Source organism: Afifella aestuarii, from assembly GCF_004023665.1.
GTDB lineage: Bacteria > Pseudomonadota > Alphaproteobacteria > Rhizobiales > Afifellaceae > Afifella > Afifella aestuarii.
This window is the reverse complement of sequence record NZ_SAUF01000001.1, coordinates 1,457,225-1,478,789: the sequence shown is the minus strand read 5'-3', so window position 1 is coordinate 1,478,789 and position 21,565 is coordinate 1,457,225. Positions and strand designations below refer to the sequence as shown.

Sequence of the window (21,565 nt, the reverse complement as noted above, 5' to 3'; positions counted from 1 at the left end):
CCATGAAGGCGCCTTCCGTGCCGGGCCACACCGGCCCTGCCGATCTCCGCGATTGCAGATCACACGCGCGATCGTGATGGAGTTTGTGCACGCCAATCAGGCCGTCGTCGCTCTGGCGATCCTGGCGCTGATGTTCGTCTTCTTCATGTGGGAGCGTTTCTCGCCGGAAGTCGTCGCCACGCTCGGTGCCGCTGCGTTTCTCGCGCTCGGCATCCTCGACACGAACACGGTGTTGAGCGTTTTCGCCAATCCGGCTCCGATCACCATCGGCGCGATGTTCGTCCTGTCCGGTGCGCTCGTTCGCACCGGCGCGCTCGACGCCATGTCCCGCTTCATTCTGAGCCGGGCGACGCGGCGACCCGTTTACGCGATCGTCGGCGTTCTGGGCGCGACGGTCGCCGCCTCCGCGTTTTTGAACAACACGCCGGTGGTGATGGTGCTCATCCCGGTCGTGATGGGGCTCGCCCGCTCGGTCGGTTCGGTTCCCTCCAAGCTTCTCATCCCCCTCTCCTATGCCGCCATTCTCGGCGGCACCTGCACGCTCATCGGCACCTCCACCAACATTCTGGTCGACGGTGTCGCGCGCGATCTGGGGCTTGAACCCTTCACCATCTTTTCGCTTGCTCCGGTCGGGCTCGTCGTCGCCGCCGTCGGCAGCTTCTATCTCTTCGTAACGCAACGGTTTCTGCCGGAACGTCCGACCTTCGGCGACGTGATGGGCGCGCAGGAGGGTGCCGCCTTCATCAGCGACTTCCGCGTTCCGGAAGGCTCGCCCCTGATCGGTCGGACGCTCGGAGAAATCACGAGCCTCAACGAGCCCGGCGTATCGCTCCTCGCGATCCGGCGCGGCGGCCGGGTCCTTCGTCGCAATCTGCAGAAAGAGCCGCTGCAGGAGGGAGACCGCGTCGCTGTCAGCGCCTCTCTCAGCGAACTCCTCGGCATTCGCCAGACCTCAGGCATTCGCATGGGAACGAGCGAACCGCCCAAGCCGGACGAAGAAGGCAAGCCGCCGGAACTCGTCGAAGCGCTGATTTCGCCGGATTCCCAATATGCCGGCCTGCGTATTCCCGATCTCGCCTTGCGCAGCCGCTATGGTGTGTCGGCTCTCGCCGTCAGTCGACACCGCCGCTGGCTCGGCCACAACCTCAATGCGGTCGCACTCCAGCCGGGCGATGCGCTGCTTCTTGAAGGCAATACGAAGGGTCTTGCGGAACTCGTCAGAGAGGGTGGGATCTTCAATATCGATCAGCCGGAGGCTCGTCCCTATCGGCGCACCAAGGCGCCGGTGGCCGGGCTCGTCCTTGCCGCCGTGGTCGCGGCTGCAGCCTTCAATCTGATGCCGATCGCCGGCCTCGCCATCCTCGGCGTCGCGGCAGTCCTCCTCAGCCGCTGCATCGATCCCGACGAGGCGTTCGGCGCCATCGACGGGCGCATCCTCATCCTCATCTTCGGCATGCTCGCGGTCGGCGAAGGCATCGACAGATCGGGCGCCATCAAACTGATCATCGACACAGCCCTGCCCTATCTTCAGGTGCTGCCGCCGATCGTCCTGCTGGCTGCGGTCTATGCGCTGACCTCGGTCCTGACCGAAATGGTGACGAACAACGCCGTGGCGGTTGTCATCACGCCCATTGCCATCGGGCTCGCGGCGCAGCTCGGGCTCGATCCTCGCCCGTTCGCAGTGGCCGTCATGTTCGGCGCGAGCGCGAGTTTCGCCACGCCGATCGGCTACCAGACCAACACGCTCGTCTATGTCGCCGGCGGCTATCGCTTCACGGATTTCGTCAAGATCGGCCTGCCGATGAACATCATCGTCGGCTTGGCGAGCATCTTCACCATTCCGCTGATCTGGCCTCTCCAAGGCTGACCAGCGGGCCTGAAAGCACGTGACAGCTCGGGAGGGGCCTCAGGCGACCCCCGCCCTTAGAAGATCGAGCAAATGCACGATGCCGATCGGGCGACCCTCCTCGACGACGAAGAGCACGTTGATCTTCTTGCCTTCCATCTCGCGCATGGCGGCGGCGAGAAGCGCACCCGCCGCAACCGTCTTCGGCGTGCGCGTCATCACGTCCTCGACCTTCTTGTCTATGAGACGGTCGGCCATGTGGCGGCGGATATCACCGTCGGTGATGATACCGACGAGCTTGCCTGCCTCATCGACGACACCGACCGTGCCGAACCCCTTTTCGGTGATGGTCAGGATCGCATCGCCCATGCCGGAGCCGAGGCGGCACAAGGGCAGGCTCGCCTCGCCGTGCATGATCTCGGCCACCTGGCGCAATTGCGCCCCGATCTGCCCGCCCGGATGAAAGACCTTGAAGTCCTGCGCTCCGAAAGAGCGCGCCTCCAGGAGCGCCATGGCGATCGCATCGCCCACGGCAAGCTGAATGAGCGTCGACGTCGTCGGCGCGAGCCCATGCGGACAAGCCTCCGTCACCTTCGGCAGGATGATCGGGATCGAGGCCGCCTTCGCAAGCGTCGAATGTCCGCCCGAGGTGAGCGCGATCAAAGGAACGGAGAAGCGTTCGGAATAGGCGAGAAGGCTTGCGAATTCCGTGGTCTCTCCCGACCAGGAGAGGCCCAGGATCGCGTCTTCGCGCGTGATCATGCCGAGATCGCCGTGGCTTGCTTCGGTCGGATGCACGAAATAGGCCGGCGTTCCGGTCGAGGCGAGCGTCGCCGCGATCTTGCGACCGATATGGCCGCTCTTGCCGATGCCGGCTACCATGACACGGCCTTTGAGAGACAAGATCAAACGCACGGCGCTTTCGATCTGGTCGCCGAGCGGCCCCTCGGAAATCTGGTTCTGCACCTCGCCAAGACCTGCGGCAGCGATCTCGATCGTCTTCTTGATCGAGGCATCGAGCGCGTCGTGGGAGGTGGCTGCGAGCTTCAACATAGGTACTCCGCCGATCCTTTTCGTCGCTCTATTGCGCGGCATTGAGCGGGTCAATGGCAAGGGTGTGCAGAGCGGCCCTGCAGACCGCGGCAACCGCCGCACATCGAGGCTACCTCAACTGCCGTGGGATAAGCATCCCGATTGAGAGGTTTCGCGTGATCCACCCTGTTGCGGGTCATCCCTTTCGTTCCCGCCGCAACGTCCCACACCGCTTGCGACATCAGCCAGTACGAAGACCCGCCTCCGACGAAAATTGGATTGCGGAGGCCGCCCAAGGGCGTATGCAGGTCCCTTTCACCAGCCGCGTTCCATGACCACTCCCGCCGACAAGCGCATTCCCGTCGATTTCGCCGAGCCGAGTTTCGCCGAATTGTTCACGCCGAAGCTCATCACCGTTCTGCGTGAAGGTTACGGGCTGACGGCATTGAAGAGCGACCTCGTCGCCGGCCTCACGGTTGCGATCGTCGCCCTGCCGCTCTCGATGGCGATTGCGATCGCCTGCGGCGTCACCCCCGACCGCGGGCTCTATACGGCGATCGTCGGCGGCTTCCTCATTTCGATGCTCGGCGGCAGCCGCTTTCAGATCGGCGGCCCGGCCGGAGCCTTCATCGTTCTCGTCGCGACGACCGTGCAGCAGCACGGCATCGACGGGCTCCTCCTCGCCACGCTCATTTCCGGCATCTTTCTCGTCATCGCCGGTTTTCTGCGCCTTGGCACCTACATCAAATTCATTCCCTACCCGGTCACGGTCGGGTTCACGGCCGGCATCGGCATCATCATCTTCACGAGCCAGCTGAAGGATTTTCTCGGCCTCACCCTCTCCGGTCCGGAGCCCGGGCCGATCCTCGACAAGCTCGAAGTGCTCGCCGCCGCGGTGCCGACGGCAAGCCCCGCAGCCCTCCTTCTCGCGGTTGTAACGGTGGCCATCATCGTTCTGGCGAAGCGCTGGCGGCCCGGCTGGCCCGGAATGCTCATGGCGGTGGTCATCGCATCGCTTCTGGCGCTCGCCATCGGCCTTCCCGTCGAGACGATCGGCAGCCGCTTCGGCGGCATTCCGCGCACGCTTCCGATGCCGTCCCTGCCGTCTCTGTCGCTTGAGAAAATCCAGGACGTGCTGCCGAGTGCGCTTGCCTTCGCGCTTCTCGGAGCGATCGAATCCCTTCTTTCTGCGGTCGTCGCCGACGGCATGACCGGGCGCCGCCACCGCTCCAATTGCGAACTGGCCGCCCAGGGCACGGCCAATATCTTCGCTTCCCTTTTCGGCGGCGTGCCGGCAACCGGCACAATCGCCCGCACGGCCACCAATGTCCGCGCCGGCGCGCGCGGTCCGATCGCCGGCATGGCGCATTCGGTCTTTTTGCTTCTCTTCATGCTGCTGGCCGCCCCGCTTGCGGCCTATATTCCGCTGCCGGCCCTTGCCGGTGTGCTCGTCGTCGTCGCTTGGAACATGATCGAGAAGCACGCTTTCGCGGCCTTGATCAGATCCTCCCGCGGCGACGCCCTTGTTCTCCTGGCGACGTTTCTTCTCACCGTCTTCCGCGATCTCACCGAAGGCATCGTGGTCGGCTTCGCACTCGGCGCCATGCTGTTCATCAACCGCATGGCCAAGACGATCACGGTGGAATACCAGACGCCGCTTATCGATCCGGATGTGGCAGACAGCTCTCGCGAACGCGTTCCCTACGATCCGAGCCTCGTCACCGATCCCGACATCGTCGTCTACCGTATCTCGGGCGCCTTCTTCTTCGGCGCGGCATCGACCGTCGGCGCCGTCCTCGACCGCATCGCCGATCAGCGAAAAGCGCTCATCCTCGATTTTTCGGCCGTGCCGGTTCTCGATTCGACGGCCGCCAACACCATTGCCGGCGCAGCGCGCAAGGCTCACCAGGCAGGCGTCGAACTCTTCATCACGGGCACCTCCCCGGCAATCCGGCGCACACTTTTCACCCACGGCGTTCGACCGCCGCAGACACGCTTCGGTCGCACACCGGAAAGCGCCGTTCGCCACCTGCAAGCACGAAGCGCCGACAGCACCAAAGATGCCGGCGAGACGAGGGAGAGCGATCTCCGGTCATAGAGCGGCGGGCGGGTCTTCAGACTTCGTTTACCGTGAAGCGCACGAGTTTTGATCACTCCAGCTTCAGGCAACGTTCCCGCAAGAACACGTTGCCTGCAAAACTCCATCCTTCCGGATCGTGCCCTTCATGCCCGCCCTTTCACGATCAGACGATTATGCCGAGCGCAGCGACCGCGACGACGCCGAACTGGCTATGAGCGTCCTCGACAACATTCCCTGCGCGCTCGCGGTCTTCGACCGTGGCAGCCGACTGATGATGACCAACCACGCCTTCGACAGAAGCTTTCCGCACAATTGTGAAAGGATCCGCCTCGAAGCCGCTGCACTCCTGGCCTCGGGCGAAAGCCGCTCATTCGAAGCCGAGGATGGCCGCACCTACGTCTTGGAACGTAAGCCGCTCCCCGATGGCTGGCTCGTCGTCGCCCAGGACACGTCGGAGCGCATGGCGGAGATCGCCAGGGCGGCCAAAGTCGCGCGGACCGACCCGATCACAGGCCTCGGAAACCGCCTCGCCATGCGCGAGGCTCTGACAGCCGAACTTTCATCGAGCACGCCTGCCTCGGGCGAGCAGGCTTCGGATACGGCAGCCGTCATCGCCATCGACCTGGAGCGCTTCAAGGCGGTCAACGAATCCCTGGGCCATTCATTCGGTGATGCACTTCTCAGCCTGCTGGCGGAGCGCCTTCGCTCGGCCCTCGGCGAGGATGACCTTGCCACCCGTCTCGGAGGCGACGAGTTCGTGGTGCTGCAGCGAAAGGTGGCGCAACCGGCGTCGGCCCACCGACTGGCCAAGCGTCTCGTCGATCTCCTCGGCCGCTCCTATCTCATCAACGGACATCTGATCGACATCGACGTCAGCATCGGCATCGCGCTTCTGCCGACCGACGGAAGCTCCGCCAACGACGTTCTGAAGAACGCACACCTTGCCCTGCGCCGCAGCCGCAGCATGGGAAGCCGGAGCTATTGCTTCTTCGAACCGGAGATGGATCGGCAGATGCAGGCCCGCCGCGAGCTGGAGACCGATCTGCGCCGGGCACTCGGCCTGCGCCAGTTCTCGCTGGTCTATCAGCCGCAGCGCGATCTCGCCTCAGGCCGCACCAGCGGTTTCGAAGCTCTCCTGCGCTGGAACCACCCGACGCGTGGCTCGGTCTCACCGGCGGAGTTCATCCCGATTGCCGAAGAATTGCGGCTGATCGTCCCGATCGGGGAATGGGTTCTGCGCACGGCCTGCAACGAGGCCGCCCGCTGGCAGGAGCCGCTCATCGTCGCCGTCAATGTCTCAGCGATCCAGATCGGCATGCCCAATTTTGCCGAGACCCTCAAACAAGCCATTCATTCCTCAGGGCTTCCCGCCAACCGACTGGAGCTGGAAATCACCGAAAGCGCCCTCATCGCCGACCATCCGGCGGCTCTGGAAACGCTGCATCTCGCCCGCGAGATGGGCGTGCGCGTTTCCATGGATGATTTCGGCACGGGTTATTCGTCACTGTCCTATCTGCGCAGTTTTCCCTTCGACAAGATCAAGATCGACCAGTCTTTCGTCCGCGCCGACCCGCAGGACTCGAACTGCACCGCAATCGTCAGCGCAATTGCAGCGCTCGGGCGAAGCCTCGGCATGATGACTCTTGCAGAAGGTGTGGAATCGCAGGAACAATGGCGGCGGATCATGGCCTCCGGTTGCACGGCGGCGCAGGGTTTTCTCGTCAGCTATCCGCTGCCTCCCGAGAGCATCGGAGATTTCCTGGCGGAGGAAGCCAAGCGAAACTTCAACATGCAGGCCGATCGACCTGAAGGAAACGCCGGTTGAGCTGAATGCGAATATTCCCAGACAATCGAGACCTTTATCGTCTCGTCTATTACAGCCGCAATCGCATTGAAGGCTCCGACGCTGTCGTCAGCCGAGAAATCGCGGCGATTCTGGAAATCTCGCAACTCAACAACGCCGCCGCCGAGATCACTGGAGCCCTGATCTTCAACTCAGGAATCTTTGCGCAGGTGTTGGAAGGACGAAGAGATGTGCTCGAACAGGGGTTCGAACGCATCCAGCGCGATCCTCGCCACAGCGACGTGCACGTGCTCTTCTTCTTTCCCGTGCCGGAACGCGCTTTTCCGAACTGGTCGATGGCTTTTATCGGCCGGTCTCGCAGAGGTCAGAACCTCTTTGCACATCTCGGGGACAAGACCGGGTTTGAGGAAGCGCGTATGCAGGGCGAGCGACTCTTTTCCATCATGCGCGAGATCGCGATCGACGAGGAACTGATCGAGGCCTGAGCCCCCAGGCGCCTCGAAAAGATAAGCGAACCCGCCTCCATGCATGTCACCGACCATCGCCTGAGAGATCGCCTCGGTCTCAAATGGCCGATCATTCAGGCACCGATGGCCGGCGTCTCCACGCCCGCGATGGCAGCCGCCGTCTCGAATGCTGGAGGCCTCGGCTCGCTCGGCATCGGCGCGACCGATACGGATACGGCACGGAAGATGATCGCCGAAACCCGCTCCGCCACCCGCGCGCCCTTCAACGTCAATGTCTTCTGCCACCGGCCTGCACGAGCCGATCCGGTGCGCGAAAGCGCCTGGCTCGACCGTCTGAGACCGGAATTCAGCCGCTTCGGCGCCGAACCGCCGCAGGCGCTGCGCGAAGTCTATCGGAGCTTTGCCGCAAATCCCGACCTTCTCGCCATGCTTGTGGAGGAGCGCCCCGCGGTCGTCAGTTTTCATTTCGGCCTGCCCCCGGCGGAATTTATCGCCGCGTTGAAAGACGCCGGCATCGTGCTCTTTGCCTCCGCCACCTCTCTGTCGGAGGCGCAATCCGCGGTAGCGGCCGGTATCGACGTGATCGTCGCCCAGGGCTACGAAGCGGGCGGCCATCGCGGCATCTTCGATGCGGACGGCGCAGACGAATGCCTGCCAACCTCCGTCCTCACCCGCCTCCTTGCCGACACGCTCGATGTGCCCATCGTGGCGGCGGGCGGCATCATGGACGGGGCGGGCATCCGCGCGGTCCTGGAGCTGGGCGCCGCGGCGGCTCAGCTCGGCACCGCCTTCATTGCCTGCCCGGAATCATCCGCCGACGCCGCCTATCGGGCGACGCTTCTGAGCGAAAAGGCCCATCGCACTGTCATGACACGCGCCATTTCGGGCCGCCCCGCGCGCTCCATGGCGAACGGCTTCACGACGCTTGCCGAGAGCGTCGCGCCCGGCGAGATCCCCGATTATCCGATCGCCTACGACGCCGGAAAGGCGCTCAATGCCGCCGCCAAGAAAGCCGGAGAGACGGGCTTCGGCGCACATTGGGCCGGCCAGGGCGCACCGCTTGCCCGGGCGCTCCCGGTCTCCGACTTGATGGCCGACCTCATCCGCGGCCTGAACGACTGAGCGCCTGAGCCAGCAAGGGTCCTCGCGGACGTGATCCGCCTCACGGATACCCGCGGGTCTTGAAATAGCCCGCAATGCCCCACTCTACTCGAAGACTTATCGCCCCGCCGATTCCCTTTCGCGCCCTCTCTTCAAGGCGCGGCCAAGGCCGGACCCGTCATGCCGCAGCGCCCCCGCCCGTTCCGATTTCCCCGCCTGGCGGGGTGGCCGCCCTCGGCGCAATGGCTGACGCTCCTCGCCATCTCTCTTCTCCTTGCGGCCGGCCTGGAGAGCCTTGATCTTGCCGCCGGCGTTTTGATGGGGGCGATGGCCGGCGCCATTCTCCTCGCCGCCGCCGGGGCCGATCTCGCCGTGCCGCGCACGGCCTTCTACCTTGCGCAAGGCGCCATCGGATGCCTGATCGCCACCAGCATCACGCCCCCACTTCTGCGCGAGATGCTCTACAACTGGCCGGTCTTTCTCCTCACGCTCATGGCGGTCGTTGGTGCGAGCGTCGCGCTCGGGGCGGCGCTGACATGGTTCAGGATCCTGCCCGGCACCACGGCGATCTGGGGCGCGTTTCCAGGAGCCGCGACGGCCATGGTGCTGATGGCCGATGCCTATGGCGCCGATTCCCGCCTCGTCGCCTTCATGCAATATCTGCGGGTCGTCTGCGTCGTGGTCGTGGCGTCTCTGGTGGCGGAAATTTGGGTGCCGCAGGCGGCTGAAGCTGCGCTTGCGGGAAAAGTCTGGTTCCCGGCAATCCACTGGCTGGCTTTTGGCGAAACCCTCGCCCTGGCTGTCGTCAGCGCGGGCCTCGCGCTCGCCTTCAACATTCCGGCGGGAGGCCTCATCCTGTCGATGCTCTTCGGCGTCCTCCTGCAGGATTTCGGCCTTCTCCGGATCGAGCTGCCGCCCTGGCTTCTTGCCCTCAGCTATTTTCTCGTCGGCTGGGGGATCGGCCTGCGCTTTACGCGGCCTCTCCTGCTCTATGCGCTGCGCGCCCTTCCCTGGCTGATCGCGGCCATCGTGGCACTCATCACGCTGTGCGGGCTCTTCGCTCTTGTGCTGTCCTTGGCAACCGGCATCGATCCCCTGACGGCCTATCTCGCCACCAGCCCCGGGGGCGCCGATTCCGTTGCCATCATCGCCGCCTCGACCGACGTCGACATGCCCTTCGTCATGGCCATGCAGATCGCCCGCTTCATTGCCGTTCTGCTGGTCGGTCCGAGTCTGGCGCGGCTGATCGCCGAGCGTATCGACAAAAGGGGAAAGACGGCACCGCCGGCAGCCTAAAAAAGGAAGGCCGCGGAGATTGCTCTCCGCGGCCAAGGGCTCTTCGGGGGGCGTGAAGAGCCTTATTGGGCTGAAATTTTAGGCCTGCTCCATCGATCGATCAGGCATTCGGGTCTTAGCCTGGCTCGCCTTCCTGGAGCTTGCAGATTTTAACTGTTCTTATGAACGAAGATCGTCATAATGTCCAATGCTTAATCCAAATAACGCCGATTAGATTTCCCTATCGATGATCACCCTTCGCCAACTGCGCTATCTGCAAGCACTTTCGGAGACGGAGCACTTCGGCCGGGCCGCCGGACGCGTCGGCGTCACGCAGCCCGCGCTGTCGGCGCAGATCCGCGAGCTCGAAGAACAGCTCGGCCTCGACCTCGTCGAACGATTGTCCTCCGGCGCGCGTCTGACGGGCTTTGGGAAGGAAGTGGTGGAACGTGCCGCTTCGGTCCTCGCAGAGGTGCGCGCCATCGAGAGCCTGTCTGAGCGCTATCGCGGTCCTCTCTCTGGCGAGATGCGCCTCGGCATTATCCCTTCGGTCGGTCCGTATCTTCTGCCGCGCCTTCTCCCCTTCATGAAAAAGAACCTGCCGGAGCTGAAACTCCGCCTGCGCGAGACGATCACCGAAACCTTGATGCGCGAGCTTCTCGACGACCGGCTCGACTGCATCATCATCAGCCTTCCGACCGGCGAGCCGCGGCTCGAAGCAGCGCCCCTCTTCGACGATCCCTTCTATCTCGCCGTCGCCGCCGACAGCCCTCTCGGGAAAAAGCAGGCCGCCGATATGGCCGCGCTCGAAGATGTAGAGATGATCCTGCTCGAGGAAGGGCATTGTCTGCGCGATCAGATCCTCTCCTTCTGCCGCATTCCGCCGGACACGGAGCAGCTAAGCGTCACCAATCTCGCGACCATCATCGAGCTCGTCGAAACGGGCGGCGGCGTGTCGCTGTTGCCCGCCCTCTTCACCTCGTCGAACGGGCTCGAAAGCCGCCGCGTTCGCCTGCTTCCCTTCGCCGAGCCGGCACCGAAGCGCCAGATCGGATTGGCTTGGCGGGCGAGCCATCCGGGCGCGGCACAGTTTCGCGAGCTTGCGGCACAGATCGCCGGATGGCATGCCGGCTTGAGTGAAAGCCTCGTTTCGGCCACCGGTTGAGCGGAACGCGCGGCAAGGCTATAGAGCCGCTTCCTTTCTCCTTTTTCGAACCCGCAAGGACATGCACCGATGGCGCTAGAACGCACCTTTTCGATCATCAAACCCGATGCCACCGCCCGCAATCTGACCGGCGCGATCAACGCCATGATCGAGGCCGCCGGCCTCAGGATCGTCGCGCAGAAGCGCGTGAAGATGACCCGCGAGCAGGCCGAGACCTTCTACGCCGTGCACAAGGAACGCCCGTTCTTCGGCGAGCTCGTCGACTTCATGATCTCCGGCCCGGTCGTCGTCCAGGTTCTGGAAGGCGAAGGCGCGATCGCCAAATATCGCGAAGTCATGGGCGCCACCAATCCGGAGAACGCCGCCGAAGGCACCATCCGCAAGGCGCATGCGAAATCCGTCGGTGAGAATTCGGTGCACGGCTCCGACGCGCCGGAGACGGCCGCCGTCGAGATCGCCCAGTTCTTCGCCGGCAACGAGATCGTCGGCTAACGCCGCACGCCTCTCAATAAATGCAAAGGGCGAGGCCGCGGCCTCGCCCTTTTTGATTCCAGTAAGAAGAGCTTGGAGGCTCTACTTCAACCCCTGCTCGAGGTCGGCGATGATGTCTTCGACATCCTCGAGCCCGATCGACAGGCGCACCGTATCGGAGCCGGCGCCCGCCGCGCGAAGCTGCTCTTCGGTGAGCTGGCTGTGCGTGGTCGAGGCCGGATGGATAATGAGCGAGCGCGTATCGCCGATATTGGCGAGATGCGAGAAGAGCTTTACGCTTTCGACGAGCTTCACGCCTGCATCGTAGCCACCTTCGAGCCCGAAGGTGAGGACGGCGCCCGCCCCTTTCGGCGCGTATGTCTTCTGCAGATTGTGATAGCGGTCGCCCGGCAGGCCGGCATAGGAGACCCAGGACACCTCCGGCCGACCCGAAAGCCATTCCGCCACCTTGAGCGCGTTGTCGCAATGGCGCTGCATCCTGAGCGGCAGCGTCTCGATGCCGGTCAAAATCATGAAAGCGTTGAACGGCGACAGCGCCGGTCCGAGATCGCGAAGCCCGAGCACGCGGCAGGCGATGGCGAAGGCGAAATTGCCGAACGTCTCGTGCAGCACGAGGCCATGATATTCCGGCCGCGGTTCCGACAGCATCGGATAGCGGCCTTCGCGCGACCAGTTGAAGGAGCCGGCATCGACGATCACGCCGCCCATGGAATTGCCGTGGCCGCCCATGAACTTCGTCAGCGAATGCACGACGATGTCGGCGCCATGCTCGATCGGCCGGCAGAGATACGGGCTCGCCAGCGTGTTATCGACGACGAGCGGCACGCCGGCCCGCTTGGCGATCGCCGAGATCGCCGCGATGTCGGTGACGACGCCGCCCGGATTGGCGATCGATTCGATAAAGATCGCCTTCGTGCGCGGCGTGATCGCCTCTTCAAAACTCTGCAGATTGTCGGTGTCGGCCCATTTCACCTTCCAGCCGAAATTCTGGAAGGAGAATCCGAACTGGTTGATGGAGCCGCCATAGAGCTTCTTGGCCGCGACGATCTCGTCGCCCGGCTGCATCAGCGTGTGCATGACGAGCATCTGCGCGGCATGGCCGGAGGCGACGGCAAGCGCGGCCGTGCCGCCCTCGAGCGCGGCGACGCGCTCCTCCAGCACCGCCGTCGTCGGATTCGTGATGCGGGTGTAGATGTTACCGAAAGCCTTCAACCCGAAGAGGTTGGCGGCCTCCTCGGCGTCATCGAAGACATAGGAGGTCGTCTGGTAGATCGGCGTCGTACGCGCATGCGTGGTGGGATCCGGCTGCGCTCCGGCGTGAATGGAGAGTGTGTGAAAGCCGGGCGTGCGGTCTTCGGACATGATCTTCCCCGTTTCGTTCTCGTTGATTGCGGTCGGCCGATTTAGCGGCAAGCGCGGCGCGGAGCAAAGGACGGATTTTCTGTGAGAGGCTGCCGCGAAGAGGAAATGTTGCTAAGTCTGCCGAAATTGGGGGCTTGGGAGCAAAAGATGACCGTCACGATCCGCCGTGCCGAGGAAACCGACACCGAGACGCTTCTCCCGCTCTTCATCGAAATGCAGCACCATTACGAAGGGGCAGCCGCCATCGACGCCGAAACGGCACGGCCACGCCTTCGTGCCGCGCTGAAGCCCCTGCCCGGCCGTGCCATTCTCGGCGCCTTCGAAGACGAGGCGCTCGGCCTTGCCTGCCTCTACGAGCTCTTTCCCGGCCCGGACATGCACCCGGCCTGGCTGTTGAAGGAACTCTACGTCGCGGCGTCAGCGCGCGGACGGCGCATCGGCGAGGCTTTGCTGCGAGAAGCCGCCCGCGTCGCTCTGGCGGAAGGCGGGGCCCGACTCGACCTCACGACAGCGGGTGAGAACGAGGCGGCACAACGCTTCTATGCACGCGTCGGCCTGACGCCGATCGCGAAGGTCTATTATCGCTCGGAAGGTGCAGCCCTTCTCGACCTTGCCGAAGACCGCGGCTGATCACGCTTCATAGAGATGGTGCTCAGCCGAGGAGGCGCTCAGCCGAGAAGGCGCGGCCATTCGATCTTCGGGCACCGATCCATCACGACCTTGATGCCGGCAGCCTCCGCGCGCGCGGCCGCCTCGTCGTCGCGCACCCCGAGCTGCATCCAGATCACCTTCGGTAGCGGCTGGAGTTTCAGGATCTCGTCGACGACACCACCAACGGCCTCCGAGCGGCGGAAGACATCGACCATGTCGATCGCGACCGGCACATCGGCGAGCGAGGGCAGAAACGCCCGCCCTTCGATCGTCTCGTCCGGCTCGCCGGGATTGATCGGATAGACCTCATAGCCCTGACGGATCAGGAATTGACTGACGCCGTAACTCGGCCGCACCGCCTTCGGCGAAGCGCCGACGACGGCGATCGTCTTCGTGTCCGTGAGGATGGAGCGGATGAAATCGTCGGAATAGGAAAGCTGGCTCATGCGCCTTCATCTGTTCCGTCCGGACGCCACGGCAAGCCCGACCTCGCCCCCAATGTGACTTTGCCTGTGGGATATGGCGTGCCGTGTCGCGATTCGATCGCGCCTTCCGCCAGGATCGCCGACACGCTGGCGCCTCCCCGCTGTCCTGACCTACTCTGTGTCCGCATAGAAAAAGCCGAAGGGGAGGAAGAATGAATTTTGCGCCGGTGATGAATGAAGCGGAGGTGGAAGCCTTCCTGGAAAAGGAATTCCCGCAGATCCACCTGCATGGGCGCGCCTTCACGGTGGTCAAAGTCGCGCCGGGCGAAGCGGTGATGCGCCTCGATGCATCCGAAGCTCACCTCCGACCGGGCGGCACAGTGTCCGGTCCGACACTTTTTTCGCTCGCAGATCTCGCCGCCTATGCCGCAATTCTCGCCCATATCGGCCCGGTCGCGCTTGCCGTCACCACCAACCTCTCGATCAATTTCCTGCGCATGCCAACGCCCGGCGCGCTCCTTGGCACTTGCCGGATTCTGAAGCTCGGCAAACGACTTGCCGTGACCGAGATCGCCATCGCCCCACCCGATGACGAGGCTCTTGTCGCACACGCCACCGCCACCTATTCGATTCCTCCCGACCGCGCTTGAGGTATAATAATACCACCTCCGCAAGCTTCTGATTTTTGGGCTTTTTCTCCAGCAGCGCTTGACAATGACAGGCCTCTCCGCCTATCTGCCGCGCGATCGGGCGCCAGCCATCGGCTCATCGGCCGGCTGAGGTCGCCCTTACCTCATTGCTGAGGTTCCCCGAAAGAGGACGAAGATGAAAACCTATTCCGCAAAAGCGGCGGACATCGAGAAGAAGTGGATCGTCATTGACGGCGACGGCCTGGTCGTCGGTCGTCTGGCGACCATCGTCGCGATGCATCTCCGCGGCAAGCACAAGCCGAGCTACACGCCGCATATGGACGACGGCGACAATGTCGTGGTGATCAACGCCGACAAGGTCGTCTTCACCGGCAAGAAGCTCGACCAGAAGAAGTATTATTGGCACACGGGTTATCCGGGCGGCATCAAGGAGCGCACCGCGCGCAAGCTGATCGAAGGCCGTTTCCCGGAGCGCGTCGTGGAGAAGGCCGTGGAGCGCATGCTTCCGAGCGGCCCGCTCGGGCGCCAGCAGCTGAAGAATCTGAGGGTCTATGCAGGGTCGGAGCATCCCCATGCCGCCCAGCAGCCGGAGACGCTCGACGTCGCCGCCCTCTCCAAGAAGAATGTGAGGGTTTTCTAAATGGCTGAAACGCTTCAAGACCTCTCGGAGCTCAGCGGCACCGAGGCTGCGGCCCAGCCGGAGGCTCCCGTCCATGTCCAGAAGCTGGACGAGTACGGTCGCGCCTATGCCACGGGCAAGCGCAAGGACGCAGTCGCTCGCGTCTGGGTGAAGCCGGGTTCCGGCCGCATCACCGTCAACGACAAGGACTACACGGATTACTTCGGTCGTCCGGTGCTGCAGATGATCATCGAGCAGCCGATCCTCGTCGCCGACCGCAACGGCCAGTACGACATCATGGCGACCGTCTCCGGCGGCGGCCTGTCGGGCCAGGCGGGCGCGCTGCGTCACGGCATCTCCAAGGCGCTCACGCATTATGAGCCGGAGCTGCGCGCCATCCTGAAGAAGGTCGGCTTCCTCACCCGCGATTCCCGCGTGGTCGAGCGCAAGAAGTACGGCCGCGCCAAGGCGCGTCGTTCGTTCCAGTTCTCCAAGCGCTAATCGGCGTTTCTCTTTTGGGTTCTCAAAGGGCGGGTCTTCGGACCCGCCCTTTTTGTTGTGAAGACTTCCCCTTGCCTGTTATTCACCGATGGAGCAGGTTCAGGGGGCGAACCGGTGAGCGCAGAAACCCAGATGAAGCTTCAGGCGAAGCGCTTCAACGAACATGTAAAACTGTTCTCGTCGACGGTGAACGCAATCGGTCTCGTCATCTTCGGCGGCGGGCTGATCCAGCCTTTAATAGCGCACGACCCAAGTCCTACCATTCGCTGGTCCTGGATCGCCCTAAGCATTACATTACACATGGTCGCGCAGAGCGTGATCCGGCTGATGCGTGCGGAGGAAGGAAGTGTCTGATCTCCCGCTCTGGCCGCCGATTGCGGCCGTCGTTTTTGGGTTTGTTGGCCTGTTCGTTTTCTGGGTCTGGGGCCGCCGGCTCGACCGGCGCGAGGCAGAGCTGCGCCATCGCCACGGTCCCGCCGAATAGTCGGACGGACATCCCGCGTTGGACCGAAACAAAGCTTCCGTTTCCGGTTTCCTCTCTCTTGGCGGCGCCGCCGCTGGTTTCCGGCGCCCACACCTGCTAGAGGCGAGCCATGTCTGAAAAGCCTGCAATCGACCACGCCTTCCGCGCCAAAGAGCTCAAAGGCGGCGCTGCCGATCCGACCTATGCCGGCGCGCTCTCCTTCATGCGACGGAAGTATTCGCGCGACCTCACCAACGTCGATGTCGCCATCCTCGGCATTCCGCTCGACATCACGGTGACGAACCGCCCGGGCGCCCGTTTCGGCCCGCAGGCGATCCGCCGCGCTTCGGCGATCTTCGATGGCGATCCGCAATATCCGTGGGGCATCGATATTTTCGAAAATCTCGCCGTCGTCGATTACGGCGATGTCGACCTGCCGCTGCATCATCCGGAGAAGCTGACGGCCGCAATCGAAGCGGAGATCGAGACGATTCTCTCCGCCGGCGCACATCTCTTCACCCTCGGCGGCGACCATTATTCCACCTGGCCGCTCCTGAAGGCGCATGCCAAACGCCACGGACCGCTCGCCCTCATCCAGTTCGACGCCCACCAGGACACCTGGGACGACGACGGCTCGAAGCTCTCGCATGGCTCGTTCGTGCTGCGCGCCGTGCGCGAAGGCATCATCGACCCCGAACGATCGATCCAGATCGGCATCCGCACGCACGCGCCGGAGACCTGCGGCATCGAGATCATTTCCGCCTATGACTGGCAGCGCATGCATGCCGACGAGACGGCGGATCGCATCGCCGAACGTGTCGGCGACCAGCCGGCCTATCTCACCTTCGACATCGACTGCCTCGACCCGGCCTTTGCGCCCGGCACCGGCACCCCGGTCTCCGGCGGACCGAGCTCCGCCCAGGCCCTGATGACGCTTGCCGGCCTCAAAACCGTGAATTTCGTCGGTGGCGACGTCGTAGAGGTCTCCCCCCCCTACGACCACGCCGACATCACGGCGATCGCCGCCTCCACGGTGGCCCAGCATTATCTCGGCTTGCTGGCATTGAAGCGTGCCGGGCGCTGAGCGCCCGGAACCTCAGAACCTGATCGACAGACAGGACAGCCCGCCATCGAGAAGCTGCGCCTGGCTCACCTTCGTGGTGCGCACATTGTAGCCCCCGCGGTCGAGCAGCTCCTCGGTACGCGGATAACCGGCAGCGAGAAGCACGATGTCGTTGACGCGGACGGCGTTGGCCGCCGCCTCCTCGCCTTCCGGAAGCGTCAGAACACGAAAATCTGAAAACGTCTCCTTGAGCGGCTCGACCGCCAGGATTGTCTCTTCGTCGAGAAGCGCGCAACCGGTCTTCAGGTGCAAGAGCCCCTCCGGCATGTCGACGCCGACGAGCTCATAGCCCCAGCCGGCCACAATCGCCCCCATCGCATCGAGCCCGTCCTTGTCCGTGCGCTTGGACAGGCCCGCAAAAATCTTGGGGCCCGTGACGAGGATGTCGCCGCCGTCCACATGCCCGTTTTCAAGCAGCGTCACCGGCACGAACTTCTGAAGCGCCTCGCGCACCGTGTCCGGCTCGCCGGCACGGCTCGGCGCCGCCATCCGGAAGAGAATGGCGCCTTCCGGCAGCACCATCGCGGGATCCTCGACGAAGACGGAATCCGGCCAGTCGGAAAGCGCCGGCAGGAGATGCGTCTCAAGTCCCGCATTCTCGAGGATGGCCCGATAGGCGGCATGCTCGAGATGGAAAAGTTCAAGGCTCGGATCGCCGCGGTCGACCGCACGCAGACCGCAAACGACGCTTGCCGCCGGCTCGCGCAGAAGCGCGCGAGAGAAACGGTAAGCAGGGAAAGGATCGTGTGACATGCAACGGCGGTAGCCGCGCCTCATGCGCATTGCAAGCGCCAAGAGCGCGCGTGACGCGAACCGCTTGCCTTTCGCCCGGCGGAGCCTCTATGCCCTCGCCATGCTGCAGCTTTCAAACATCACGCTCCGCATCGCCGGGCGCACCCTCATCGACAAGGCGAGCCTCAACCTTCCCTCGGGCTCGAAGGTGGGCTTCGTCGGCAAGAACGGCGCCGGCAAGACCACGCTGTTTCGCGCCATCGCGGGCGACATCGCGCCCGATGAGGGCGAGATCATCCTGCCCAAGCGCGCCCGCATCGGCCGCGTGCTGCAGGAAGCCCCAGGTGGTCCGGAGACGCTGATCGAAACCGTGCTCGCTGCCGACGAAGAGCGCAGCCGGCTTCTGGCCGAGACGGAGACGGCCAAGGAAGGCGCCCGCATCGGCGAGATCCACACCCGCCTTGCCGAAATCGGCGCCCATGAAGCGGAAGCGCGTGCCGCCCGCATTCTGAAAGGCCTCGGCTTCGACGAAGAGGCGCAGAACCGTCCCTGCTCGGAATTCTCCGGCGGCTGGCGCATGCGCGTCGCCCTCGCCGCGGTTCTCTTCACCGAGCCCGACCTTCTCCTTCTCGACGAGCCGACGAACTATCTCGATCTCGAAGGTTCGTTGTGGCTGGAGCGCTACATCGCCCGCTACCGGCATTCGGCGATCCTGATTTCGCACGACCGCGATCTCTTGAACAACGCCGTGCGCACGATCGTGCATCTGTCGGAGCACAAGCTCACGACCTATTCCGGCGGCTACGACAGTTTTGAGCGCCAGCGCGCCGAGCGCCAGGCCCTGCAGGCCAAGCTCAAGGACAAGCAGGAAGCGCAGCGCAAGCACATGGAGGCCTTCGTCGACCGCTTCCGCGCCAAGGCGTCGAAAGCGCGGCAGGCCCAGTCGCGATTGAAGGCGCTCGCCAAGCTGCAGCCGGTCTCCACCATCGCCGACGAGACGGTCCTGCCCTTCCGCTTCCCGGATCCGGAGAAGCGCGCCGCCCCGCCGATCCTGCAGCTCGAAGGCGTTTCGGTCGGCTACGAGCCCGGCCATCCGATCCTGACGGACCTCAATCTCAGGATCGACGACGATGACCGCATCGCGCTCCTCGGTGCCAACGGCAACGGCAAATCGACCTTTGCCAAGTTGATTTCCGGCCAGCTCGAGGCCGAGACCGGAACCTTCAAGCGCTCCAACAAGCTCAAGATCGGCTTTTTCGCGCAGCACCAGCTCGACGAGCTCATTCCGGGCCAGTCGGCTGTGGAGCACATCCGCGCGCGCCTCCCCGATCTTTCGGAGCCGCAGCTCCGCGCTCGCGTCGCGCAGATGGGGCTCGCCACGCAGAAGATGGACACCAAGGCGAAGGATCTCTCCGGCGGTGAAAAGGCGCGCCTGTTGATGGGCCTCGCCACTCTGGGCAAGCCGCATCTCCTCATCCTCGACGAGCCGACCAACCATCTCGACGTCGACAGCCGCGAGGCGCTCATCCACGCCCTCAACGATTATTCCGGCGCCGTCATCCTGATCAGCCATGACCGCCATCTGATCGAAGCTTCCGTCGACAGGCTCTGGCTGACCTCGAAAGGCACCGTCGCCCCCTATGACGGCGACATCGAAGACTATCGCCGCGAAGTGCTCGAAGGCCCGGCGAAAAAGCCGGCAGCGGAGAAGGCCCCCGCAGCGCCGGCAGCCGGCCGCCAGAAGCAGGCAGACAAACGCCGTGCCTCGGCCCCCCTGCGCCAGAAGCTCAAGGAATGCGAACGGCTGATCGACGTCTTCACCAGTGAGATCGAAGCCCTGGACGAGGAACTCGCGTCACCCGCTCTGCATCGCGCCATGCCCGAAAAGGCCGCTGCACTTGCCAAGAAGCGCGGCGAGAAAGCGGCCATGCTGGAACGGCTGGAAGAGCGCTGGATCGAGCTTGGGGCCATGCTGGAGGAACTCGGCCGCGAACCTGACGCGGCCTGAGCGGCCCGTTCCCACGCCGCATCCAGATCTCCGTCGCAGCGCTTTCGATTGCGGCAAGGCTCCCTGGCGTCGCGCGGGCTGAAGCACCCGCGAAAGACGCGAAAGCATCTGCATATGTTGACGAAGACCTCCGCGCGCTTGGGCAAGGAAAGCAGTTGCAGCCGCGAGAGAAGAAGACGTTGAAGTCGGGCGAGTTCAGCCCGATTCCGCGCTGCAAAACGAATGTGTTTTTTCATCCCGTGCGCGGCAGCCGGCCTGCACCGTTTCGCGGCTCGAAGCATCATAATCCCGGCCTCCCCCGGAACGACGGAGCTCGCAATAGATGCTTCGCCACATGAACTCGCACGCACGCACGAACCGCCAAGCCCTTGCAAAATCAACACATCATGCCTCTGCATAAAATACAACAAAATCTTCCATATATAATTCTTGTAATAATTCTAATATACTAGCGAGCCTCATGTAAAACTTCATTTTGCACTTGCGAAAATACAAAATTCTCTAATTTAATAATTGACACTTCCAAATTTCGCCCCTTAACCTGCAATGAAACGGCAATCGTATCCGGTAATGGTCGCGGACGGACTGTGCTTTTCGCATAGTTTTCCGCGGATCGAATAAATCTGGACAGAATTGCCCTAGCGCTCAAGCGCTAGATGAGGGGGGAAATCGATGATACTAGCCAGCGGTGTAGGCCGCGCGATCTCTATTGCCTTATCGGCAGGTCGGCGACCGACGATTGCTATTTTCCTGATTCCGATCGTCTTGCTGGCTGCCACGGTCTTCGTCCCCGATTCTGCCAAGACGCAGACGGCAGACACCGCCCAGATGGCCATGGATCTTCTGTCGCGGGAAGATACGCTGAAGGATCTGCCGCGCCAGGACGTGCTGCAGGTCACGGCGAGCGGGGCCGCGGTCGGCGCCCATTACGTCGGCTCAGAGCCATGCCGCGTGTGTCATGCGGGCTCCTTCGACGAGTTCAAGCTGACGGTGATGGGCCGTCTCCTGGAGACAGGGCATCACACCGTTGGCGGCAAGATGGAATGCGAGAGCTGCCACGGACCCGGCTCCTCGCACGTCAACGCCGGCGGCGGTCGCAACGACATCGGCACCGGTGTCATTCGTTCCTTTCGTGCGAACGACCCGCGTTCCTCGGCGGCCGACATCAACGGCATCTGCCTGACCTGCCACGAAAAGGGCGACCGGACCTACTGGCGCGGCTCCGTCCATCAAATCCGCGGCGTCGCCTGCACCAGCTGCCACACGGTGATGCGCCGGACCTCGCCCCGCATGCAGATGGCCAAGGGCAACGTAATGGACACCTGTTTCCAGTGTCACAAGGACCGCCGCGCCCACTCGGTGCGCACCGCCCATATGCCGATGCGCGAAGGCAAGATGGATTGCGGCAGCTGCCACAACCCGCACGGCGGCCCGCACGACAAGATGCTGAAAGAAGCGACCGTCAACGACGTCTGCTACACCTGCCATGCCGACAAGCGCGGGCCGTTCCTCTTCGAGCATCCGCCGGTGCGCGAGAACTGCCTCAACTGCCACGAACCGCACGGCTCCATGAACCGCAACCTTCTGACGGTGATGCGGCCGCGGCTGTGCCAGCGCTGCCATACGCCCGGTCGCCATCTCGGCAACCCTGCGCTCGGCATCAGCTCCAACCGCTACATGGTCAACAGCGCCTGCCAGAACTGCCACACGAACATCCACGGCTCGAACAGCCCGTCAGGGAGGCGCTGGCACCGCTAGCCACAGGGGGG

The 21,565-nt window shown here is 63.6% G+C and carries 21 protein-coding genes; 17 read left to right on the top strand and 4 right to left on the bottom strand.

Annotation, left to right across the window (positions count from 1 at the left end):
• Positions 1–76: 76 nt before the first annotated feature.
• On the top strand, positions 77–1,867 hold the full coding sequence (locus EO094_RS06920) for an SLC13 family permease (RefSeq protein ID WP_128291495.1): 1,791 nt from the start codon (positions 77–79) through the stop codon (positions 1,865–1,867).
• Between the two features lie 39 nt (positions 1,868–1,906).
• Here EO094_RS06920 and EO094_RS06915 read toward each other — a convergent pair whose 3' ends face one another.
• On the bottom strand, positions 1,907–2,899 hold the full coding sequence (locus EO094_RS06915) for a KpsF/GutQ family sugar-phosphate isomerase (protein WP_128291494.1): 993 nt from the start codon (positions 2,897–2,899) through the stop codon (positions 1,907–1,909).
• Positions 2,900–3,209: 310 nt separating this feature from the next.
• On the opposite strand from EO094_RS06915, the gene EO094_RS06910 reads away from it, so the two are divergent.
• From EO094_RS06910 to ndk, 7 genes are all read left to right on the top strand, one after another.
• The gene (locus tag EO094_RS06910; protein WP_128291493.1) at positions 3,210–4,976 is read left to right on the top strand and encodes a SulP family inorganic anion transporter; all 1,767 of its coding nucleotides are present in this window, start codon (positions 3,210–3,212) and stop codon (positions 4,974–4,976) included.
• A 127-nt stretch (positions 4,977–5,103) separates the two neighbouring features.
• On the top strand, positions 5,104–6,783 hold the full coding sequence (locus EO094_RS06905) for a putative bifunctional diguanylate cyclase/phosphodiesterase (RefSeq protein ID WP_128291492.1): 1,680 nt from the start codon (positions 5,104–5,106) through the stop codon (positions 6,781–6,783).
• Positions 6,784–6,788: 5 nt separating this feature from the next.
• A complete protein-coding gene (locus EO094_RS06900) occupies positions 6,789–7,247 on the top strand; it encodes a BLUF domain-containing protein (protein ID WP_128291491.1) in 459 nt (152 codons plus the stop codon).
• Between the two features lie 39 nt (positions 7,248–7,286).
• Complete coding sequence (locus EO094_RS06895; protein ID WP_128291490.1) at positions 7,287–8,351, top strand: NAD(P)H-dependent flavin oxidoreductase; 1,065 nt, start codon at positions 7,287–7,289, stop codon at positions 8,349–8,351.
• A gap of 159 nt (positions 8,352–8,510) precedes the next feature.
• The gene (locus tag EO094_RS06890) at positions 8,511–9,626 is read left to right on the top strand and encodes an AbrB family transcriptional regulator (RefSeq protein ID WP_128291489.1); all 1,116 of its coding nucleotides are present in this window, start codon (positions 8,511–8,513) and stop codon (positions 9,624–9,626) included.
• A gap of 226 nt (positions 9,627–9,852) precedes the next feature.
• Positions 9,853–10,770, top strand: coding sequence for a hydrogen peroxide-inducible genes activator (locus tag EO094_RS06885; protein WP_128291488.1), 918 nt, complete (start codon positions 9,853–9,855; stop codon positions 10,768–10,770).
• A 69-nt stretch (positions 10,771–10,839) separates the two neighbouring features.
• Complete coding sequence (ndk, locus tag EO094_RS06880) at positions 10,840–11,262, top strand: nucleoside-diphosphate kinase (protein ID WP_128291487.1); 423 nt, start codon at positions 10,840–10,842, stop codon at positions 11,260–11,262.
• A gap of 81 nt (positions 11,263–11,343) precedes the next feature.
• Here the strand turns inward: ndk and EO094_RS06875 are convergent, their stop codons facing one another.
• Positions 11,344–12,624: an O-acetylhomoserine aminocarboxypropyltransferase gene (locus EO094_RS06875; protein WP_128291486.1), complete on the bottom strand. Its 1,281-nt coding sequence runs from the start codon at positions 12,622–12,624 to the stop codon at positions 11,344–11,346.
• A gap of 147 nt (positions 12,625–12,771) precedes the next feature.
• Between EO094_RS06875 and EO094_RS06870 the strand changes: the two genes are divergently transcribed.
• Positions 12,772–13,254 (top strand): GNAT family N-acetyltransferase, encoded by a 483-nt coding sequence (locus EO094_RS06870; protein WP_164879576.1) that lies wholly within the window; start codon positions 12,772–12,774, stop codon positions 13,252–13,254.
• Between the two features lie 38 nt (positions 13,255–13,292).
• Here the strand turns inward: EO094_RS06870 and EO094_RS06865 are convergent, their stop codons facing one another.
• On the bottom strand, positions 13,293–13,721 hold the full coding sequence (locus tag EO094_RS06865; protein WP_128291484.1) for a CoA-binding protein: 429 nt from the start codon (positions 13,719–13,721) through the stop codon (positions 13,293–13,295).
• A gap of 191 nt (positions 13,722–13,912) precedes the next feature.
• Between EO094_RS06865 and EO094_RS06860 the strand changes: the two genes are divergently transcribed.
• The 6 genes from EO094_RS06860 to speB all read left to right on the top strand — a co-directional run bounded on the left by EO094_RS06860 (position 13,913) and on the right by speB (position 17,017).
• Positions 13,913–14,350: a PaaI family thioesterase gene (locus tag EO094_RS06860; RefSeq protein ID WP_128291483.1), complete on the top strand. Its 438-nt coding sequence runs from the start codon at positions 13,913–13,915 to the stop codon at positions 14,348–14,350.
• Positions 14,351–14,525: 175 nt separating this feature from the next.
• On the top strand, positions 14,526–14,990 hold the full coding sequence (gene rplM, locus EO094_RS06855; RefSeq protein ID WP_128291482.1) for a 50S ribosomal protein L13: 465 nt from the start codon (positions 14,526–14,528) through the stop codon (positions 14,988–14,990).
• On the top strand, positions 14,991–15,470 hold the full coding sequence (rpsI, locus tag EO094_RS06850) for a 30S ribosomal protein S9 (RefSeq protein ID WP_128291481.1): 480 nt from the start codon (positions 14,991–14,993) through the stop codon (positions 15,468–15,470).
• Positions 15,471–15,584: 114 nt separating this feature from the next.
• Positions 15,585–15,824 (top strand): hypothetical protein, encoded by a 240-nt coding sequence (locus EO094_RS06845; RefSeq protein ID WP_128291480.1) that lies wholly within the window; start codon positions 15,585–15,587, stop codon positions 15,822–15,824.
• A complete protein-coding gene (locus EO094_RS18400) occupies positions 15,817–15,954 on the top strand; it encodes a hypothetical protein (protein ID WP_164879575.1) in 138 nt (45 codons plus the stop codon). The genes EO094_RS06845 and EO094_RS18400 overlap by 8 nt, the downstream gene beginning before the upstream one ends.
• A 109-nt stretch (positions 15,955–16,063) precedes the next feature.
• Positions 16,064–17,017, top strand: a complete 954-nt coding sequence (gene speB / locus EO094_RS06840; protein ID WP_128291479.1) for an agmatinase — start codon at positions 16,064–16,066, stop codon at positions 17,015–17,017.
• Between the two features lie 12 nt (positions 17,018–17,029).
• On the opposite strand, the gene EO094_RS06835 is transcribed toward speB, so the two are convergent.
• A complete protein-coding gene (locus tag EO094_RS06835; RefSeq protein WP_128291478.1) occupies positions 17,030–17,809 on the bottom strand; it encodes a dimethylarginine dimethylaminohydrolase family protein in 780 nt (259 codons plus the stop codon).
• A gap of 100 nt (positions 17,810–17,909) precedes the next feature.
• Here EO094_RS06835 and EO094_RS06830 point away from each other — a divergent pair, with 100 nt between their 5' ends.
• Positions 17,910–19,796 carry an ABC-F family ATP-binding cassette domain-containing protein gene (locus EO094_RS06830; RefSeq protein WP_128291858.1) on the top strand — a complete coding sequence of 629 codons (1,887 nt, stop codon included), beginning with the start codon at positions 17,910–17,912 and terminating at the stop codon, positions 19,794–19,796.
• Between the two features lie 672 nt (positions 19,797–20,468).
• Entirely contained in the window at positions 20,469–21,554 is a 1,086-nt protein-coding gene (locus EO094_RS06825) for a DmsE family decaheme c-type cytochrome (RefSeq protein ID WP_128291477.1), read from the top strand.
• The last annotated feature ends 11 nt before the right edge of the window (positions 21,555–21,565 follow it).

Bases quoted from the DNA above. Each gene is read 5' to 3' on its own strand.
- speB (WP_128291479.1), top strand. From the start codon at position 16,064: ATGTCTGAAAAGCCTGCAATCGACCACGCCTTCCGCGCCAAAGAGCTC.
- EO094_RS06825 (WP_128291477.1), top strand. From the start codon at position 20,469: ATGATACTAGCCAGCGGTGTAGGCCGCGCGATCTCTATTGCCTTATCG.
- EO094_RS06895 (WP_128291490.1), top strand. From the start codon at position 7,287: ATGCATGTCACCGACCATCGCCTGAGAGATCGCCTCGGTCTCAAATGG.
- EO094_RS06910 (WP_128291493.1), top strand. From the start codon at position 3,210: ATGACCACTCCCGCCGACAAGCGCATTCCCGTCGATTTCGCCGAGCCG.
- EO094_RS06900 (WP_128291491.1), top strand. From the start codon at position 6,789: ATGCGAATATTCCCAGACAATCGAGACCTTTATCGTCTCGTCTATTAC.
- rpsI (WP_128291481.1), top strand. From the start codon at position 14,991: ATGGCTGAAACGCTTCAAGACCTCTCGGAGCTCAGCGGCACCGAGGCT.
- EO094_RS06875 (WP_128291486.1), bottom strand. From the start codon at position 12,624: ATGTCCGAAGACCGCACGCCCGGCTTTCACACACTCTCCATTCACGCC.
- EO094_RS06890 (WP_128291489.1), top strand. From the start codon at position 8,511: ATGCCGCAGCGCCCCCGCCCGTTCCGATTTCCCCGCCTGGCGGGGTGG.
- EO094_RS06830 (WP_128291858.1), top strand. From the start codon at position 17,910: ATGCTGCAGCTTTCAAACATCACGCTCCGCATCGCCGGGCGCACCCTC.
- EO094_RS06835 (WP_128291478.1), bottom strand. From the start codon at position 17,809: ATGTCACACGATCCTTTCCCTGCTTACCGTTTCTCTCGCGCGCTTCTG.
- EO094_RS06920 (WP_128291495.1), top strand. From the start codon at position 77: ATGGAGTTTGTGCACGCCAATCAGGCCGTCGTCGCTCTGGCGATCCTG.
- EO094_RS06870 (WP_164879576.1), top strand. From the start codon at position 12,772: ATGACCGTCACGATCCGCCGTGCCGAGGAAACCGACACCGAGACGCTT.
- EO094_RS06860 (WP_128291483.1), top strand. From the start codon at position 13,913: ATGAATTTTGCGCCGGTGATGAATGAAGCGGAGGTGGAAGCCTTCCTG.
- rplM (WP_128291482.1), top strand. From the start codon at position 14,526: ATGAAAACCTATTCCGCAAAAGCGGCGGACATCGAGAAGAAGTGGATC.
- EO094_RS06905 (WP_128291492.1), top strand. From the start codon at position 5,104: ATGCCCGCCCTTTCACGATCAGACGATTATGCCGAGCGCAGCGACCGC.
- ndk (WP_128291487.1), top strand. From the start codon at position 10,840: ATGGCGCTAGAACGCACCTTTTCGATCATCAAACCCGATGCCACCGCC.
- EO094_RS06885 (WP_128291488.1), top strand. From the start codon at position 9,853: ATGATCACCCTTCGCCAACTGCGCTATCTGCAAGCACTTTCGGAGACG.
- EO094_RS06915 (WP_128291494.1), bottom strand. From the start codon at position 2,899: ATGTTGAAGCTCGCAGCCACCTCCCACGACGCGCTCGATGCCTCGATC.
- EO094_RS06865 (WP_128291484.1), bottom strand. From the start codon at position 13,721: ATGAGCCAGCTTTCCTATTCCGACGATTTCATCCGCTCCATCCTCACG.